Genomic DNA, 17,363 nt, shown 5'->3' with positions numbered 1-17,363 from the left:
ATTTTAATTCCTTACGGTTTTGCATTTTGATCGCGTAATTGTAGTTTTCGAAGCGCATCAATGCGAGCGTCATAGCGCTGTTGTTCGTAACTGCCTAAACGGCTTTGGCGGCTAGCATCGCTGAGATAATTAATCGCAATGTCATAATTCCCTCGTAATGCCATTCCTTCTGCGTAAGCAGCAAGTTCTTCAGTACGTTTACCTTGTTTTGCGGATGCCTCGGCCAGTAAATCCCAGCCAATTGGGTCATCAGGGTAATCAAACGTATATTTATTCAACAAGGTTGTTGCTTCTTTATACTGATGATTGTTAATCAACGCATTGGCTAAGTTGACTATAAATACGGTGTTTTTCGGTGCTTTTTTCAATGCATTTTGTAAACGAGAGACCGCTCTAGATACTTGATGTTGTTCAATATCGACATCCGTCATACTATCGATAAACCAAGGGTTATCGGGTTGTTTCGCTAATAGTTCTGTCAGGATTTTCCCAGCTTCTGCGTACTTTTTGTCTTGGGAAAGGAGTAATGCTTTACCATACTGAGCCGCAATCTGTTCTTGTGCAGAACCTTTACCATAATTCTCAATGATTTGGTCTAAAGCATGGTGTTGATCTGTGCTATACATGGCCAAAATACGAACCCGAGCTAACATAAAATCCAGTGATGAAGGCACACTCACTTTAGGGTATTGGTTCGAGCGGTTTCTGGCATCCGCTAAACGGCTATCCGGTAAGGGGTGCGTTAGCAGGATTTCAGGGGGCTTAGACATATAGCGGGTTTGGTCTGACATGGTTTGCATGAAATCAGCCATGGCATGTGGGTCAAAACCTGAGCGTCGTAATGTTTGTAGGCCAATGCGGTCTGCTTCTTGCTCATTGGCTTGGGTAAAGCTTATCATGCCTTGCTGCACCCCAGCCATCGTGCTGGTTAATGCTGCAAAACCAGCTTGAGGGTTTGCCATGACTAACAGTAAAGAACCAATAGTCCCAGCAATCGCGAGAGGCGTGGTGCTTTTCTGATCTTCCATCATTCGCGCGAGATGCCTTTGCGTGACGTGAGATATTTCGTGCGCCATGACGGAGGCTAACTGGCTTTCATTTTGGCTGTACCGAAATAATGCAGAGTGCAGCACGACATTCCCCCCAAAATAGGCGTATGCGTTAATATTGGGGTTGTTGACTAAGTAGAACTTAAACGGTGTTTTAACTGAGTCTGCATTTTTCACTAACCGCATGCCAAGTTTGTTAACATATTGGGTTAACAATGGGTCATAAATAAGAGGGGTGCTGGCGCGAATTTGGCGTGTGATTGCATCTCCCATAATAATTTCTTGGTTGATACTAAGAGTGCCTCCCGCCGTCGTTCCTATATCGGGTAAGGTATCTTCAATTGCGCTATAAGCAGGTAAAACTGCACCGTTCATTAGCGCAGCGATCATGAAAGCCAATAATGGATATTTTAAAGTTTTCTTCATGAAACGTGAGTATCCCATACAACATTTTAATTTAGGGTAAGTACCGACTTTATTTCGGGTATATTTAAGTAAGGCACCTAAAAACGCGAAAAGTTTAAAACACATGATAGCAAAAGCTATCGTAAAATCTGTTCTTCGGTATAATTTTCGTTACTTTAGGAACTGTCCTTTGTGTTATTCCCCAGGAGCAATAAATGCTGGAATTGTTTTTACAGTGGTATCGTCGGCGTTTTGCTGACCCACAAGCCATAGCCCTCTTTACATTACTCGTATCAGGGTTTGTGATCATCTTCTTTTTCAGCAGTATACTGGCTCCGTTGCTGGCGGCAATTGCTTTAGCTTATTTGCTTGAATGGCCAACAAATTTATTACAGCGCATAGGGCTATCCCGTTCAGTTGCTGTTGGTATCATTTTGACCTTATTTGCCGGAATAAGTGCCATGGTTATTTTAATTATTGCGCCAACGGCATGGCAGCAAGGGATTAATTTGATGGCCGATCTACCAAATATGGTAAACCGGTTCAATGAATTTGCACAGAAACTGCCAGAACAATATCCCGCATTGGTTGATGTTGGCATCATCGATATGATGGCAGATAACCTCCGTAGCCGTATGTCAGGTATTGCAGACTCAGTAGTTAAAGCGTCAGTTGCTTCGTTAATTGGTATTTTTACTTTAGCGGTTTACTTAGTTCTCGTGCCATTGATGACATTCTTCCTTTTGAAAGATAAAGAACGCATTAGCAAAAGTTTTCTCAAGTTGTTACCCAAAAACCGTTTGTTAGTGGGGAAAGTTTGGGTTGAAATGAATGAACAGATCACCAACTACTTACGCGGAAAAGTCACAGAAATGGTGATTGTTGGGGTGGCAACCTATTTATGCTTTGCATATTTTGACCTGCGCTATTCTGTATTGTTATCGGTTCTAGTCGGGGTGGCGGTATTAATCCCTTATATTGGTGCGGTAGCGGCTACGATCCCAGTGGTTATTGTTGCGCTCTTTCAGTATGGTGTTGGCAGCGAGTTTTGGTACTTAATGTTGGCATATTTAGTGATCCAAGGTTTGGATAGCAACGTTGTTGTGCCTTTATTGTTCTCTGAAGCGGTGAATTTACATCCACTTGTGATTATTTTATCTGTTGTGATTTTCGGTGGGTTATGGGGCTTCTGGGGGGTGTTTTTTGCAATACCGTTAGCAACACTGATTAAAGCGGTTATTCATGTATGGCCGGAAGAAACAACGGAACCAACAAACTAGGTTAGGAATAGTGCTGTATGGGGGCATACAGCACTATGCAGTGACGATTAAGCGTGTGTATTAATGTAATCAAGCACGATTTCGTGGTGGTTACTGGTTTTAAAATTGTCAAAGACGTGCTCTATTTTCCCAGTAGGGTCAACGAGGAAGCTAATACGATGAATTCCATCATAGGTTTTCCCCATGAATTGTTTTTCACCCCAAACTCCAAATTGCTCACATACTTGGTGGTCTTCATCTGATAATAAAGTGAAGTTCAACATCTCTTTTTCAGCGAAACGAGACAGTTTTTCTGGCTTGTCTGTGCTAATACCTAATACCTCGACACCTTTCGCTTTAAGTGTATCCATTTCATCACGTAGACCACACGCTTGAACAGTACAGCCAGGCGTCATCGCTTTAGGATAAAAGTAAACTAATACGCGTTGACCCTGATAATCAGAAAGATTGATGAGCTCACCATCTTGGTCAGGAAGGCTAAATTGAGGCGCCTTATCACCGGCTTTCAATGGGTTCATTACATATATCTCCGTTAACTTTGCATATTGGGGTTGTTAACAATACTTATGTTGCCTTTGGCATTTAGCATTGTACACAGTTGTTGAAATTTATTTTTTATAATTATGCCATTATCGTCCAACGGGTCGTGTGCAGTAATCTGAATCTCCAGTTGAGCGGGCATATCATTATTGGCTGGTTGTGTTTTAGAAACAAGCTCTGCGATATTACACTGCGAAGTTGTGAATAAATTTGTGAATTGCTCGACAATACGAGGTGCATCGTCGACAACAATATTCACGGTTACGGTTGATGGGTAATAGGTTGTTTGGACACTCTGGGTTCTTTTCATTACGATGAGCAAATCAAGCTCAGCGCCTTTAGGTGGTAATGTTGCCTCTAAAAGGGTGATCGCATTCCAGCTGCCGGATAACATCATAATAAAGGTGAATTCCTTGCCAAACATCGCTAAGCGACTATCTTCAATATTACAGTCACACTCGCTGACGAGGCGTGTAATGGTATTCACAATGCCCGGACGATCTGTTCCCAGCGCAGTAATGACAAGAAATTGCTGTTCAGTCTTAGGCAAAGTCTATTCCTTAGTATTGTAATTATGTCAGTTAAATATTTGATTAGAATATCGCCGTAAAATTCGGGCATTAAAAACTGACTGACTATGAAGGTAAGGAAACCATAAAAAAGGGAATCTGCCAAGAGGGGAAATAGACTCTTGCGAGAAATATCAGTGAATTATTACTTCTATTTAAGTTAATGTCCTCGGCATTAACAAAATTCATTAAATTCTTGCTGTTGGGTGGTTTTCTTCTTTGAAATGAAAAAGTAACATGGGGGTTCAATTATTGAGGGGGTATCGCTATGGCTAATGGAAACGCAAATTATAAAGATTTTTTAACGGGAAGCATTGTTGCAGTTATCACACCAATGGATTCGGCAGGGCGTTTAGATAAAGCCAGCCTAAAAAAATTGGTGGATTACCATGTTGAAAGTGGAACAACTGCTATTGTTTCTGTTGGTACAACTGGCGAGTCAGCAACCTTAACGCATAAAGAGCATGTCGATGTCGTAAAAGCGACACTCGAGTTAGCAGATGGCCGTATTCCTATTATTGCAGGTGCGGGTGCAAATGCGACAGCGGAAGCTATTTCTCTGACAAATGATTTTGAAAACAGCGGTGTAGTTGCTTGCCTGACAGTAACACCTTATTATAATAGGCCTTCTCAGGAAGGGTTATATCAGCATTTTAAAGCAATATCAGAAAACACCAGCTTGCCACAAATTCTTTATAATGTACCATCACGGACGGGCTGTGATATGTTGCCTGAAACCGTGGGGCGTTTAGCAAAACTGGCGAATATTGTTGCAATTAAAGAAGCAACAGGGAACTTAGCTAGGGTTCATCAAATCAAAGAACTGGTTGATGATAATTTTGTACTGTTAACAGGTGATGACGCAACAGCACTTGATTTCATGCAACTGGGTGGTCAAGGCGTTATTTCAGTCACATCCAACGTTGCTGCACCGCAGATGGTAAAAATGTGTGACTTAGCGCTTGCAGGCAAATATACTGAGGCGCGTGAATTAAATAAAAAACTGATGGGGCTTCATCTTCAGTTATTTGTTGAACCAAATCCAATTCCAGCGAAGTGGGGCTGTCATCGCTTAGGTCTGATTGCAGATGGTACATTACGGTTGCCAATGACACCGTTAACCACCTCAGGCCAGCAAAAAGTTGAGGAAGCCTTGAAGCTCGCTGGGTTACTGTAAAATTTAGGAAATTTTAATGGCAACATTATTGCAAAAATCGAAGGTTATGAAGGTTGCTGGCCTGTCACTTGTCGTGTTACTGGCAGCCTGCTCCAGCGATCAGCGCTATAAACGTCAGGTCAGTGGTGATGAGGAATATCTCAATGCTGCGCCATTGAAAGTGTTGAATGTGCCACAAGGGCTGACATTACCAGAACAAAATGGTGAGTATGATATCCCTAAAGCCACATCAACAGGGGCAATAGGAAAAGCGTTAGACATTCGTCCACCAGTACTGACAATTTCGCAATTAGCGGGTTCTCGTACAGAGGATAGCGCTCAAGCAAGCCGTTTGTTGCTAGAAAATACACCTGAAAATAGTGCGCTTTGGTCACAAGTTACAATGATCTTAGAGCAAAGAAATATTCCAGTGTCCTCTAAAGATGATGGTTCTCGCTCAATTGAAACCGATTGGGTGAAATGGGACCGTGCAGATGAAAACGTTCCAATTGAAAGCCGCCATAAAGTCACGGTACAACCCGAAAACGGTATGATGGCATTGACGGTAACAAGCTTAGGTTTACGTCAAGGTGGAGAGACAATTACCGATGTTGTCGAAACTCAACGATATAACAAGCTGTTATTGAATGAATTAACCGATAACTTATATACGTTACGTGATACCTCAAACAAAGGTAGCATTCAAAACGCGTATGGCATTATAGATGTTCAAACGGGTAGTGATGATACTGGCTTACCTTTAATTGTCGTTCGTGCACCATTTGACGCAGTATGGGAGCGTTTACCTCACACCTTAGAAAGTGTTGGTATGAAAGTGGGTGACCGTACACGTTCAAGTGGTTCTGTAATGGTGACTTACAAAGGTTTAAGCAGCTCAGAATGGCAGGCTTTGGGCATTGATGACCCAACTGTGCCAGAAGCAGACTATAAAGTGCAGGTCGGTGACTTAAATAACCGTAGTACACTGCAATTTATCACCACTAAAGGTGTGCCTTTAACACAAAAACAAAATGATGAAATGGTTGCCGCGCTGAAAGCAGCGTTTAGTAAAGCACCCGCTAAAAAGTCATAATTCAACATTTTGAGATTGTTAATTAAACCGTAGCTTAAATACAAGCTGCGGTTTTTTTATTTATGAGTAATTTTAATCGCGTAGTGGCGTTATAAACATCAATTATTGATAGGGCTAAATTAAGTTTGATGGATTTGTCATCCCACTATTTTCGGATATACTTCAACGAAAATCGCTAACATCAAGGAGAAGAGGGATGGATAATCACGCGATGAAACCCATCAAAAATAGTCGTGATTGTATGCCAAGGAAAATATCAGGGGCTGAGTTTAACCAAAAATTGAGAATAACAGCCAGTAATATAGAAAATACACAGTGTTTTCTAACTAAAGGGGTAATAGACTTTAGTTTGCAGGGGTTTGATATACCGGAAGGTTACCGACTCGTAAAATCACTCAGGAAACAACAATATCGCTTGATTGCTAATGGGGAAAAGCCGGAAACTCTTTATCTCGTTGAACTAAAATTTCGCAAAGACATTGTGATCGGGAAGATAACGTGCACACAAATTAAAGTTTGGCGAAGCACTGCTCATCAATATATTAAAATTATCAAAGATTTACCTCGTCAGTTTTTTGCTTACCTTCTTAATACATATTGCATTATGGTAACCGATGAAGAGCAAACAGATGCAGGTCAACGTTTTTGGGAAACCATGATCAATTGGGCATTTGATAAAAAATATTATGTTTATGCCTCAAATGGTGAAGAAGAAAACCGCCTATTGATCCCGATTAAAGATATGGATGATTTTTACTTAAATTGGATGGAGTTGTATTGGGGGAAAGATATTGATATTCATACACATAGGTTGGTGGCCATCAGTAAAACGCCCTTAATCTAAATAGAATAACCTCTCTAATGATTTATTCTCTGTATTTGGTTCATGTTATTTCTATCGTAATTTATATGCTTAGCTAATTATTAATTGGCCTTTCGTTAGTTTTAATTTTTTCCTCTCTGCAACGCTAATTTTATTTTTCATATTTTCACCTAAAACAAATGGACAAAAAATCAGTGTTTATGGTTAAGTAATCGTTTGCGTCTGCCCGGGAATTTTATTATCATGATTAGCAGTGAATTATAAAATATTGAATATCAGCTAGTTAGCGTTTCGCATGGTGAATTTCAGTAACTAACTGAAACAGAGCAGAAAATTAACAATGAATAGGCCATTTGGTGGGTTTTTGTTCTTCTGTTACTTATCTGAATCTGCTGTGCAGGTTGATTTTGTTTAGTTTAATCACATCTCTGGAGTGTGTAAGATGCAAAAGAAAGCTGAGTTGTATCGTGGTAAGGCAAAAACAGTCTATACCACAGAGGATCCTGATCTACTGGTTCTGGAGTTCCGTAATGATACATCAGCACTCGATGGTGAACGTATCGAGCAGTTTGACCGTAAAGGTATGGTAAATAACAAATTTAACCATTTCATTATGAGCAAATTAGAAGCCGCCGGTATTCCAACACAAATGGAAGCATTATTGTCTGACACAGAAGCTCTGGTGAAAAAGTTAGATATGGTGCCTGTTGAGTGTGTGATCCGCAACCGTGCAGCAGGTTCACTGGTAAAACGCTTAGGTGTTGAAGAAGGCATGGAGTTAAACCCGCCTTTATTTGATTTATTCTTAAAGGACGATGCCAAGCACGACCCGATGGTGAATGAATCGTACTGTGAGACATTTGGCTGGGTGAGTAAAGAAAACTTGGCAAAAATGCGTGAGCTAAGCTACAAAGCCAATGAAGTGCTCAGTAAAATTTTTGCTGATGCAGGGTTAATCTTAGTCGATTTTAAACTGGAGTTTGGCTTGTATAAAGGCCAAGTGGTATTAGGCGATGAATTTTCCCCAGACGGTAGCCGTTTATGGGACAAAGAAACGCTAAATAAAATGGATAAAGACCGTTTTCGTCAGAGCCTTGGCGGCTTAATTGAGGCTTACGAAGAAGTCGCTCGTCGTATTGGCGTACAATTAGATTAATCGATTTCCTATAATTTGAATGAAATTTTAGCCTGCATTGCAGGCTATTTTTTTAGCTATAAACTCAAGACGGCTATTGGCGGATCAAATGAGTGATCCATGAAGCGAGAGCGGTATCCGTGGTACTCATTTTTAGTTGCTGACTAAGTGACATCAATGTCGGTGCAGGAAGTGGGCTTTCAACTTGTAACTCAGGATGACCTAATACTTCCAGTGGTTGACCATCAGCAATTAGATTACCCTTTGATAGATGCAATACACGCTGAAAATGGCGGGCAACAAAATCAAGGTCGTGGCTAATCGAAACGACAGTTACCCCTTTTTTTCGTTGTAATGTTAGCCAATCTTCAAATTTTCGCATCCAAAAGGCATCAAAGTCACGGCTTGGTTCGTCAAGTAGCAATAGCTTAGGGGAAACAGCCTCTAAACAAGCAACAGCAACCATCCTACGTTGGCCTGCGTGCAAATCTAAAGGGTGTTTACCCGCCACGTCGGATAGGTGGCAAATTTCAAGTGCCTGATGTACTCGGTCTTGAATATCACGTTTATGATATTTCTGGCGTTTTAAGCCAAACGCAATTTCATCACGCACACGACTATGAAAAATTTGTTTCTCAGCTTCTTGGAATAAAATGCCGATATGGTTGGCTCTTTGTGGTGAAGAGAGAAGGTTAAGCGGCTGGCTATCAAGCCGAATGTCGCCTTGTGTGGGGTGTAATAACCCCGCTAAAAGGCGCAACAATGTTGATTTTCCTGCACCATTATCCCCAACCAAAGCAACCCATTCACCAGGGTGAATAGACAGAGATAAAGATTGTATATTATCAATGGTTGAATTTGGCCAACGATAACTCAGATTGTTAAGCTGTAACATATTGCTCCTTAAACATCTGTAGCAATCGCGCTTCATCGTGGGGAATATTTCCTTGCCAATGCCCTAATTTGACCAGCTCACCTACCGCCCGCCATGCATCTGGCATATTGATTGTTTCAATAGTATCAAGAAAAACATCATTTAAACTGCCTGTTGCGACCATTTTCCCAGCTTCTTGAAAGGCTTGGCCTGTACTTAGCAAAAGGAATGAGTCACAGAAACGGATGGCCGGTAGTAAGTTACGTTCAAAAAAAATAATGCTGCAGCCCGTTTGTTCTGTATAGCGTTGTAATTGGGCTAAAATGCGTTGTGTTGCACTTGGGGTTAGTCGACTAAACGCTTCATCGAGTAAAAGGAGTTTAGGCTGCATCGCTAATGCACTGGCTAACACAACGCGCTGTGCTTCACCGCCGGATAAGGTGGCAGGATGACGCGTTCGCAGTGCCTCACAAAATGTGAGTTCAATGGCTAGTTCAACTCGCTCACTAATTTCTTCGGGTGTTAAACCGAGGTTCTCGGGGCCGAATGCAATTTCCTGTTCAACGGTAAACGCGCAGCCTGAGAGTTGTAATTGGGGGGATTGCTGAACAAGTTGGCGTGAAATAGACACCTGAACCACCACGTTATCAGCTAAAGGCGCTTGCAATACCTCTGCGGTTCCTTCAATTTTTCCCTGGATAAGCTCATTGTGCCAACCTGCAATTATTTGTGCTAACGTGCTTTTTCCACTGCCGTTACCACCTAATACACATAGCCATTGGCCTGCTTTAAGCGGAAGGTCAATTGGCCCTAATAGGGACTGTTCCGCGCCTTGTGGAATGAAGCGCATTTGTTGTAAATTCACCACCACAGAGAAAGACCGCCTTCAATAACAATTAACAAAACTAACCCATACCTGAGCAAGGCTTGGTGGGTGCTATCCACCGGTGGGTTCAATGTCGTGCGTTTAGTACAATAGCGAAAGCCACGCATATCTAATGCAGCGCCACGAATACTCAGTTCACTCAAGGTATTACTGGCAAGTGGAAACAATAGGGCAGGTAACGATGTAATACGTTGCCAAAAGCGACCATCAAGAGGAACGCCTCTGGCTATTTGTGCTTCACGGATGGTGCCTAATTGTTGACGAAGTTGTTCGGCAAGTAACAATGGGCCAGCGAGTAGGTAAGCGAAACTCGCAGGTAAACGGCTAGCAAATAAAGCCCGAATAAAGCGTTCAGTCGGTACATATTGCAGCCAAAGTTGAGAAGCACTAATAATCGTTAATAACTTAAACCACAATGCCAACGCAAATTCAGGGCGGCTATTTTTTAAAGTGGCTCCAGTTAATAGCTGAGCTAGCCATCCACCATGAATTAACCAAAGCCCTGCAGCCATGGGAAGCATAATCCATGCAACAATCTTCCAACGGTGGCGGGCTGGCCGCCAAAATATTAAAGCAGCGAAAGTGCTGCAACCTAGCAGAATTAATGGCCAACCCAATGGTAAAAAAAGCGAAGTTATACTGAGCCAAAACCAAATTGTCAGCGAGGTAAATGGATGCATCTAACGGACCTTAGCCATATTTGGGTAATTACGTTGAACGCGTTCTGGTAACTGTCGAACCAGTAACCAAGCAATAATGGCTGATGCAACTTTATCTGCAATATTGGCGCCTAATACCGTAATTGCTACTGATTCTAATAAGTTATCGCCAACTGCATGAAAATACGCGACAAAAAAGTCAGCTCCACTACCAGTTGTTCCTGCAAATAAGTAAGTGCGAATGGGAACAGCAACGATCATTAACGCAAAAGTAATCACAACACCGGATAAGATCACTCTTGGTAAGGTGCGAAAACCACCTGCACGGGCTAATAACCCAGCACTCAGGCCAATCATCATTGCTACAGGGGCAAAAGCCGCTGCAATTGGGCCACTGAGTAAACCCCATAATAAATTCGTTAATAAGCCACTCAATAATGCAACCCAAGGGCCAGCTAATAATGCACAAATTAGCGTTCCGATAGAATCTAAAAATATAGGCAATTTTAGCATCGAACTTAATTGGCCAATGACCATATTAATGGCAATAGAAAACACAATTAAAGTCAGAGTGCGACTAGAGATAATCGACGTTTTACCCATGACAAAGTCATTCCTTACAGTAATAAAATAATAAAATTAACGAGACGTGATAATCAGCTCTTCATAACCAGACAACGGGCAAGGTTCACGAGTAAAATTAACTTTCTCAAGTTCCCCAATAACCAGCTCTAATGTGGTTCTAACAGTACAACCCGGCATCATATGACCACCAAGAACTTTTCCGTATTCATCAGAGACAGACAAATGCAGGTGTTCACCTTGGGCATCTAACGTGCCAATGAATGAAACAATTTCAAACTTTCCGGTTGTTTGAAAGGTATTCTCTTGGCCTGCAAAACGCAGTGCAACGTCAGTTAAGCTGCCGACACTACTGACAATAAATGCAGCTTTTAGGCCATGCTGCTCAATTTTTTGTCTTAATGTTAAGATCACATCTTCGCCAGGGACTAAGCGGATGGCAATAAAACGAGCGTTTGAATAGGGTGATAAAAGTTGATTCATATTATTAATCCTAATAATTGTGCTTGCGCTGAGCGTCGCACAACCATTGAAATCACTAAAATTATAAATAATGTGAAGTTATGATTTTTCAGTATTAATTGGTCGTGATTATTATACGCAATTGAGATGGATTGTCTGGCGGTAAAGGTATTTCGGTCTATCTTCAGCAAAAGGCACCATAAGTTGGTTTTTATAATGATAAATATAAAAAAAAGCGAGAAGTAAAAAAATAAACAGTGATGAATATTCCGAATATTTAGCTTAAGTTTTATCGATGGTCAGGATTATCCGTATTACCATGTTAATTTTTGTTCAATTAAGGGAGGCGCCGTCAGATATTCTGAGTGACTATTTTTCTAGAAGCATTAAATAGCGAATAAAAAATAGCTCAAATGTCACATTTTGGTTAATTAACTGTGCAGAGATAGTGGCTTATTATTAATTAAAAATATCGTTATAAAAATAAAAAGAGTTGGCGTTAATATTTGCTTCTTTGATGATGAGCCAATAACATGTTTTTAAGTCAGTCGATTGACTGCAAATAAATTATAATTGTGCGTTTTACAGGGACAAATCTATGAGTCATGTTGATCCAACACTAATCATTCTCTTGGTATTAGCTGGGTTAGGTATTATCAGTCATAATATGACAGTCACCCTTGCGATGCTATTTTTATTGGTAGTCAGAATAACACCATTGAATAATTATTTTCCATGGATTGAAAAATATGGTTTAACCATTGGCATACTTATCTTAACTATCGGCGTTATGACACCAATTGCGAGCGGCAAAATAACCGCTAGTGAGGTATTGGGCTCATTTTTGAATTGGAAATCGATTCTGGCAATTGTTATTGGGATCGCCGTTTCTTGGCTGGGTAGCCGAGGCGTCACATTAATGACCCATCAACCGTCTACTGTTGCAGGCTTACTTGTTGGAACCGTGATTGGTGTAGCCTTATTCCGTGGTGTGCCTGTGGGGCCTTTAATCGCGGCAGGGATATTGTCATTATTAATTGGTAAATCATAGCATTACGATGTTGAAATTACTTCCTGTTATTATCGAGCAGCTGCATCTGGTTGGCATGCGTCGTCTTATGGTTCTTTCTGGCGACAATGTGTGGGTGGAACAGCAACTCAACGAAATTCTAACAACTATTGATGGCGACTGGTTAACGATTTCATCAAACTTGCCTCACGGTGTTTCCCCTGAAAATGCCCATCTATTATTGGGCCGTGAATTTTTGCATGGCATCTTTGATGTGCGTGAAGGCTTTCATAGCGAAGCGCTAGCCATGCTTGCTGGCACGTTAAAAGCAGGGAGCTTGTTAATATTATGCACCGCACCGCAATCTGAGTGGGCGACAAATAATGATATCGACAGCCTTCGTTGGAATGAACAATCTGGGGTTATTTCGACACCGAATTTTGTTCACCATCTGCAACGGACTTTTGAAGCATCCTCTGATATTTTATTTTATAAACAAGGGGATAAACCTGATTTTCCATTGCTAAAAAACAAACCGTTATGGCAAGCACCTACAGGCCAGCCAACAAAACAACAGCAACAAATAATTAGCCAATTATTAAGCGCAGAACATGGAATTTGGGGCTTAATAGCGCCAAGAGGGCGCGGAAAATCGGCAATAGCAGGCATGTTAATACAACAATTTGGGGGAGAGTGTTGGTGCTGTGCACCCGCCAAAGTGGCGACGGAAGTATTAAGCCGACATGCAGGCCAACCGATTAACTTTTGGTCACCTGATAACTTATTAGCCTACTGCCGCAGCAATGAAAAAATAACAGCAGATTGGCTGATCATCGATGAAGCTTCCGCTATTCCTAATTATATTTTACGAGAGCTGGTTGAGTATTTTCCCCGTGTTTTATTGACCACAACCGTCGATGGCTATGAGGGAACAGGGCGTGGTTTCATGTTGAAATTTTGCGCAAGCCTAACGCATTTCAGGTTATTGCAACTTGATAGCCCTATGCGCTATGCGGCTAATGACGCCTTAGAATCATGGGTTAATAGCGCTCTATTACTGCAAGAGCCCACCTATCAAACGGTTATTACTGAAACTGTTGAATATAAAGCGTTAACTCAGGCGTCATTAGTAGAAAATAATGAAAAACTAAGCGCATTTTATGGCCTATTGATGAGCGCACACTATCGAACGTCACCATTAGATTTACGACGACTATTGGATGCTCAGCAACAACATTTTATGGTGGCAAAAACCGAGTCTCATGATTGTGCTTATTTAGGTGCATTATGGATGGTGGATGAAGGACAATTAACCGAATCATTGAGTTGGCAAATATGGGCTGGTCTTCGTCGACCTAGAGGGAATTTGGTTGTCCAGTCATTGGCTGCTCACAGTGCTTTTCCTAATGCGGCACAGTGGCAATCTCGCCGTGTAATGCGTATTGCGGTTGATGCGCACCACCGTAGGCGCCAAATTGGTTTAACGCTGTTAGAAAAACAAAAAACAGTTGCTACAGAGCAAGGGTTGGATTTTTTATCTGTTAGTTTTGGGCTAACACCTGATTTAACGGCTTTTTGGCAAAAAGCCGGTTTTAGGCTGATACGCATTGGCACTCATAAAGAAGCAAGCAGTGGCTGTTTTACCGCAATGGCTATTCTACCGATATCAAACCGTGCATACCAACTCTGTGAACAGGGGGAGTTACGGCTAAAACGTGACCTATATTGGCGCAGTGATTTACAAGAGTTTGCTTTCACAACAGACTCACAACAGCAATTAACGACAGATGATTGGGTTGAACTCATCGGGTTTAGTGAGTTTAAACGGCCCATTTCTGCGAGTGAAAGTGCGATTCTGCGTTTATTGAAGGAAGAAAAAAACGGGCTTTCGCTTCTCAGACGGCATTTGGTGTCATGTGAACCCATCGCACAGATTTGCGCAGATGTTGGTATAACAGGGCAAAAGCAATGGCTACAACGAGTAAGAGAAGAGGTTGGTATACAGGTAAAACAATACCAACCCACGCTGTTAGCGGAGATAAAGCAAAAGGTTATTTCTTCTTGTCTTTAGGCCAATCGTCTTCATCATCCCAAAGGTGGTTATTATCTTGATGTGGGGGAATTTCTGGCTTGTCATCTAAAAACTTTTTGGGGTCCAATTTCATCATTTCTTTGACTGAATTCCAGATAAGCCCCACTAACAATAGTATGATTATCCACCAGTAGTCTGCTAACCATTGCATACATTACCTTCCATTCGTCATTCTTTGAGCTGTCTGTGCGTTGATATCGCTCAGTTACCCTAGTCACATACTTTTGTATGCTCCTAGGGATGCCTTCACTCATCGCCTTCATACAACTCAAATAATTTAGAATGGGTTGAGAGAGCCATTCTTTGAGCTGTTTGTGCGTTGATATCGCTCAGTTACCCTAGTCACTGCTAGTAATAATCATTCCAACAGGCAAAAGCGACTTTTCATTAAGCTTGTTTACCATTAGAGTATACCATTGATATTATTATGAGTTACCACAAAATTTATGCGGTTTTTACCATTTAATTTATTTATTAGAGAGGAGGAGTAATTTTGAAAAAATTGTTCCTCATTGTTATTGGATGGTTAGCTGTTGCGCTGGCTTTTGCTGGCGTCGTTCTTCCTGTTTTGCCGACTACGCCTTTCTTATTGCTGGCGGCATGGTGCTTTTCTCGTTCATCTCCACGCTTTCATCATTGGTTATTATATCGCTCTTGGTTTGGGGGGTATATCCGTCATTGGCAAAAGCACAGAGGGCTACCTAAAGGGGCAAAACCCAAAGCAATTATATTGATAATACTCACTTTTTCATTATCAATCTGGGTTGTTAGTTATGTATGGTTGAAAATTGGCTTATTGGCACTGTTGTGTTGGCTGCTTATTTTTATGTATCGACTTCCAGTTGTTGATGAACAAATTTCCACGAAAAATAAAAAAGCCTCATAAATTATGTAATGTAATTTATGAGGCGTGATAGAAGTTGCTTTGCTAACTTAGGGGTTATTCAGGAGCTCTAATATAGCGTTCGAATACATAATCTAAGTTACTGTTTAACCAGTTTTTCCCGCAAATATCCTCTTGTTCTAGAACTTGCTTAATCACTTCTGGCGTCAATAGCTGTTCAGCTTCATGGGATAACGGCCAGTAGCTAATATGCCAAGGTTCATAGGCAACCCCTGCATTTTTGGCAGTAAAAGGGCGATAAAAATCAAATGTCGCCATATTATCCGTGAGCCAGTGATTTAGTTCAGCAAGGTAGCCGCCAGTTTCATACTCCCAAGGTTCTAACTGCAATGTTTGCCCAGCTGGGATACGTAATGGGTCATACACGTCTATTTCGGTTCCCCAATGATGACGGCTTGCACCGGGTAATGCAGACCAATGCAAAATCGCCTCACAAAGCTCACCTTCAGAAAGGGCTGTAATATCTAGAGGTTGGCTCTGTGCATCAAGAACAGGGCGAAGGCCGGTGAATTTTTCATTCCAAATTAACTGTTGACGTGAAAAATCACGAAATGCACTTGCTGATTGTAACTTGAAGCCTGCTTTTACCGCTGCTTGTTGCATGGCTAAAAATGCTTTGGTGGCATTAAACTGTAGCCGATGAGAGCCGCCAAGTGTCACTAGATGGTCCGTGGAACGGCCTGTTAGCATTGCGATGGTGATCATAATAACAATAGCTCCATGACTCGCTCATAAATTAAGGCCAATTGTTGCAAGTCTTTGACACTCACGCATTCATCAACTTTATGTATGGTGGCATTCAATGGGCCGAGCTCAATCACTTGAGTTCCCATTTGGGCGATAAAACGACCATCCGATGTTCCACCACTTGTCGATAACTCTGCGTTAAGACCTGTCAGTTCATGAATTGCTTGCAGAGTTGCAGTGACAAGTTCTTGTTTTTCAGTCAAAAATGGCTGCCCAGATAATGACCATTCAATTTTGTATGTAAGGCCATGGCGATCTAACATACTAGTGACCCTGTCACGTATTTGTGTGTCGGTCAATTCTGTGCTGAAACGAAAATTAAATTGAATAAATAACTCTCCGGGGATCACATTACTTGCCCCAGTACCTGCATGGATATTGGCAATTTGCATGGTAGTGGCAGGGAAGAACTCATTGCCGTTATCCCAGATAGTTGAGGTGAGCTCTTGCAAAAAAGCGGTTGAGCGGTGCACCGGGTTGTCCGCTAAATGGGGATAGGCAACGTGTCCCTGTGTACCCAAAATAGTTAAGTTCGCTGTAATAGAGCCTCTACGTCCATTCTTTATGATGTCGCCTAATTGTGATTGGCTTGACGGCTCACCGACTAAACAGTAATCAACGCGCTCATTACGTGCTATTAATGTTTCAACAACTTTAACCGTGCCATCCAGCGCAGCAGCTTCTTCATCAGATGTGATTAAAAAGGCCAAGCGTCCCGGATGATGAGGGTGTTTTTTGACAAAACGCTCTGCTGCGACAACCATTGCTGCGACTGAACCTTTCATATCAGCAGCACCACGGCCATATAGATGTTGATTTATAATTGTTGGGTTAAACGGCGGAGTCTGCCAATTTTCGCTATTGCCTGCCGGTACAACATCGGTATGACCTGCGAATGCAAGGGTTGGCCCCTGAGTACCTCGATGTGCCCAAAAATTCAATGTGTCACCAAAATGCATGGGTTCAACAGTAAAACCAAGTTGGTTTAAGCGCTCGGTAAGTATTGCTTGGCAGCCTTGGTCATCGGGGCTGATAGAAGGGCGAGTAATTAATTCTTTGGCAAGCTGAATAACGGGGCAATCCATTATATCCACCTGA

18 protein-coding genes and 1 pseudogene are annotated in these 17,363 nt (G+C 41.7%); 8 read left to right on the top strand and 11 right to left on the bottom strand.

Features of this window, described 5'->3' with window-relative positions; translation table 11 throughout:
- Positions 1–11: 11 nt before the first annotated feature.
- Positions 12–1,475, bottom strand: coding sequence for a beta-barrel assembly-enhancing protease (locus PR809_RS08395; protein WP_166264791.1), 1,464 nt, complete (start codon positions 1,473–1,475; stop codon positions 12–14).
- A 194-nt stretch (positions 1,476–1,669) separates the two neighbouring features.
- Here PR809_RS08395 and PR809_RS08390 point away from each other — a divergent pair, with 194 nt between their 5' ends.
- Positions 1,670–2,734, top strand: coding sequence for an AI-2E family transporter (locus PR809_RS08390; protein ID WP_102139829.1), 1,065 nt, complete (start codon positions 1,670–1,672; stop codon positions 2,732–2,734).
- A gap of 47 nt (positions 2,735–2,781) precedes the next feature.
- Here PR809_RS08390 and bcp read toward each other — a convergent pair whose 3' ends face one another.
- Positions 2,782–3,252, bottom strand: a complete 471-nt coding sequence (bcp, locus tag PR809_RS08385) for a thioredoxin-dependent thiol peroxidase (protein WP_004253548.1) — start codon at positions 3,250–3,252, stop codon at positions 2,782–2,784.
- Positions 3,253–3,266: 14 nt separating this feature from the next.
- Positions 3,267–3,824 carry a glycine cleavage system transcriptional repressor gene (locus PR809_RS08380; RefSeq protein WP_102139830.1) on the bottom strand — a complete coding sequence of 186 codons (558 nt, stop codon included), beginning with the start codon at positions 3,822–3,824 and terminating at the stop codon, positions 3,267–3,269.
- Positions 3,825–4,111: 287 nt separating this feature from the next.
- Between PR809_RS08380 and dapA the strand changes: the two genes are divergently transcribed.
- The 4 genes from dapA (at position 4,112) to purC (ending at position 8,071) form a co-directional block, all read left to right on the top strand.
- Positions 4,112–5,020, top strand: a complete 909-nt coding sequence (gene dapA / locus PR809_RS08375) for a 4-hydroxy-tetrahydrodipicolinate synthase (RefSeq protein WP_102139831.1) — start codon at positions 4,112–4,114, stop codon at positions 5,018–5,020.
- A gap of 16 nt (positions 5,021–5,036) precedes the next feature.
- Positions 5,037–6,092 (top strand): outer membrane protein assembly factor BamC, encoded by a 1,056-nt coding sequence (bamC, locus tag PR809_RS08370; RefSeq protein ID WP_102139832.1) that lies wholly within the window; start codon positions 5,037–5,039, stop codon positions 6,090–6,092.
- A 196-nt stretch (positions 6,093–6,288) separates the two neighbouring features.
- Positions 6,289–6,936, top strand: a complete 648-nt coding sequence (locus PR809_RS08365; protein ID WP_241098748.1) for a hypothetical protein — start codon at positions 6,289–6,291, stop codon at positions 6,934–6,936.
- Between the two features lie 421 nt (positions 6,937–7,357).
- Entirely contained in the window at positions 7,358–8,071 is a 714-nt protein-coding gene (purC, locus tag PR809_RS08360; protein WP_102139833.1) for a phosphoribosylaminoimidazolesuccinocarboxamide synthase, read from the top strand.
- Between the two features lie 238 nt (positions 8,072–8,309).
- Here purC and PR809_RS08355 read toward each other — a convergent pair.
- The 5 genes and pseudogenes from PR809_RS08355 to PR809_RS08335 form a co-directional block, all read right to left on the bottom strand.
- Positions 8,310–8,945 (bottom strand): annotated as a pseudogene (locus tag PR809_RS08355) (energy-coupling factor ABC transporter ATP-binding protein); the annotation flags it as partial.
- Positions 8,932–9,795 (bottom strand): energy-coupling factor ABC transporter ATP-binding protein, encoded by an 864-nt coding sequence (locus tag PR809_RS08350; RefSeq protein WP_206276764.1) that lies wholly within the window; start codon positions 9,793–9,795, stop codon positions 8,932–8,934. The gene PR809_RS08350 and the pseudogene PR809_RS08355, both read right to left, overlap by 14 nt.
- Positions 9,786–10,490 carry an energy-coupling factor transporter transmembrane component T gene (locus PR809_RS08345; protein WP_168222846.1) on the bottom strand — a complete coding sequence of 235 codons (705 nt, stop codon included), beginning with the start codon at positions 10,488–10,490 and terminating at the stop codon, positions 9,786–9,788. The genes PR809_RS08350 and PR809_RS08345 overlap by 10 nt, the downstream gene beginning before the upstream one ends.
- Positions 10,491–11,072, bottom strand: a complete 582-nt coding sequence (locus PR809_RS08340) for an ECF transporter S component (protein ID WP_125891130.1) — start codon at positions 11,070–11,072, stop codon at positions 10,491–10,493.
- Positions 11,073–11,108: 36 nt separating this feature from the next.
- Positions 11,109–11,534 (bottom strand): PPC domain-containing DNA-binding protein, encoded by a 426-nt coding sequence (locus tag PR809_RS08335; RefSeq protein WP_206276763.1) that lies wholly within the window; start codon positions 11,532–11,534, stop codon positions 11,109–11,111.
- 577 nt (positions 11,535–12,111) lie between these two features.
- Here PR809_RS08335 and PR809_RS08330 point away from each other — a divergent pair.
- Positions 12,112–12,564, top strand: a complete 453-nt coding sequence (locus tag PR809_RS08330; RefSeq protein ID WP_102139838.1) for a DUF441 domain-containing protein — start codon at positions 12,112–12,114, stop codon at positions 12,562–12,564.
- 7 nt (positions 12,565–12,571) lie between these two features.
- Positions 12,572–14,593, top strand: coding sequence for a tRNA(Met) cytidine acetyltransferase TmcA (locus PR809_RS08325; protein WP_206275954.1), 2,022 nt, complete (start codon positions 12,572–12,574; stop codon positions 14,591–14,593).
- Here the strand turns inward: PR809_RS08325 and PR809_RS08320 are convergent.
- A complete protein-coding gene (locus PR809_RS08320) occupies positions 14,574–14,765 on the bottom strand; it encodes a YpfN family protein (RefSeq protein WP_125891127.1) in 192 nt (63 codons plus the stop codon). The genes PR809_RS08325 and PR809_RS08320 overlap by 20 nt on opposite strands.
- A gap of 342 nt (positions 14,766–15,107) precedes the next feature.
- Here PR809_RS08320 and PR809_RS08315 point away from each other — a divergent pair, with 342 nt between their 5' ends.
- Positions 15,108–15,500, top strand: a complete 393-nt coding sequence (locus PR809_RS08315; protein ID WP_102139840.1) for a DUF454 family protein — start codon at positions 15,108–15,110, stop codon at positions 15,498–15,500.
- 54 nt (positions 15,501–15,554) lie between these two features.
- Here the strand turns inward: PR809_RS08315 and PR809_RS08310 are convergent, their stop codons facing one another.
- Positions 15,555–16,223, bottom strand: coding sequence for a M15 family metallopeptidase (locus PR809_RS08310; RefSeq protein WP_102139841.1), 669 nt, complete (start codon positions 16,221–16,223; stop codon positions 15,555–15,557).
- Positions 16,220–17,350, bottom strand: coding sequence for a succinyl-diaminopimelate desuccinylase (gene dapE, locus PR809_RS08305; protein WP_206276002.1), 1,131 nt, complete (start codon positions 17,348–17,350; stop codon positions 16,220–16,222). Before dapE ends, PR809_RS08310 begins: the two co-directional genes overlap by 4 nt.
- Positions 17,351–17,363: the final 13 nt, after the last annotated feature.

Origin of the sequence: Providencia sp. PROV201, from assembly GCF_028479545.1 — a bacterium.
GTDB lineage: Bacteria > Pseudomonadota > Gammaproteobacteria > Enterobacterales > Enterobacteriaceae > Providencia > Providencia huaxiensis.
The sequence above is the reverse complement of the archived record's forward strand: the minus strand, read 5'-3'. Positions and strand labels throughout refer to the sequence as shown.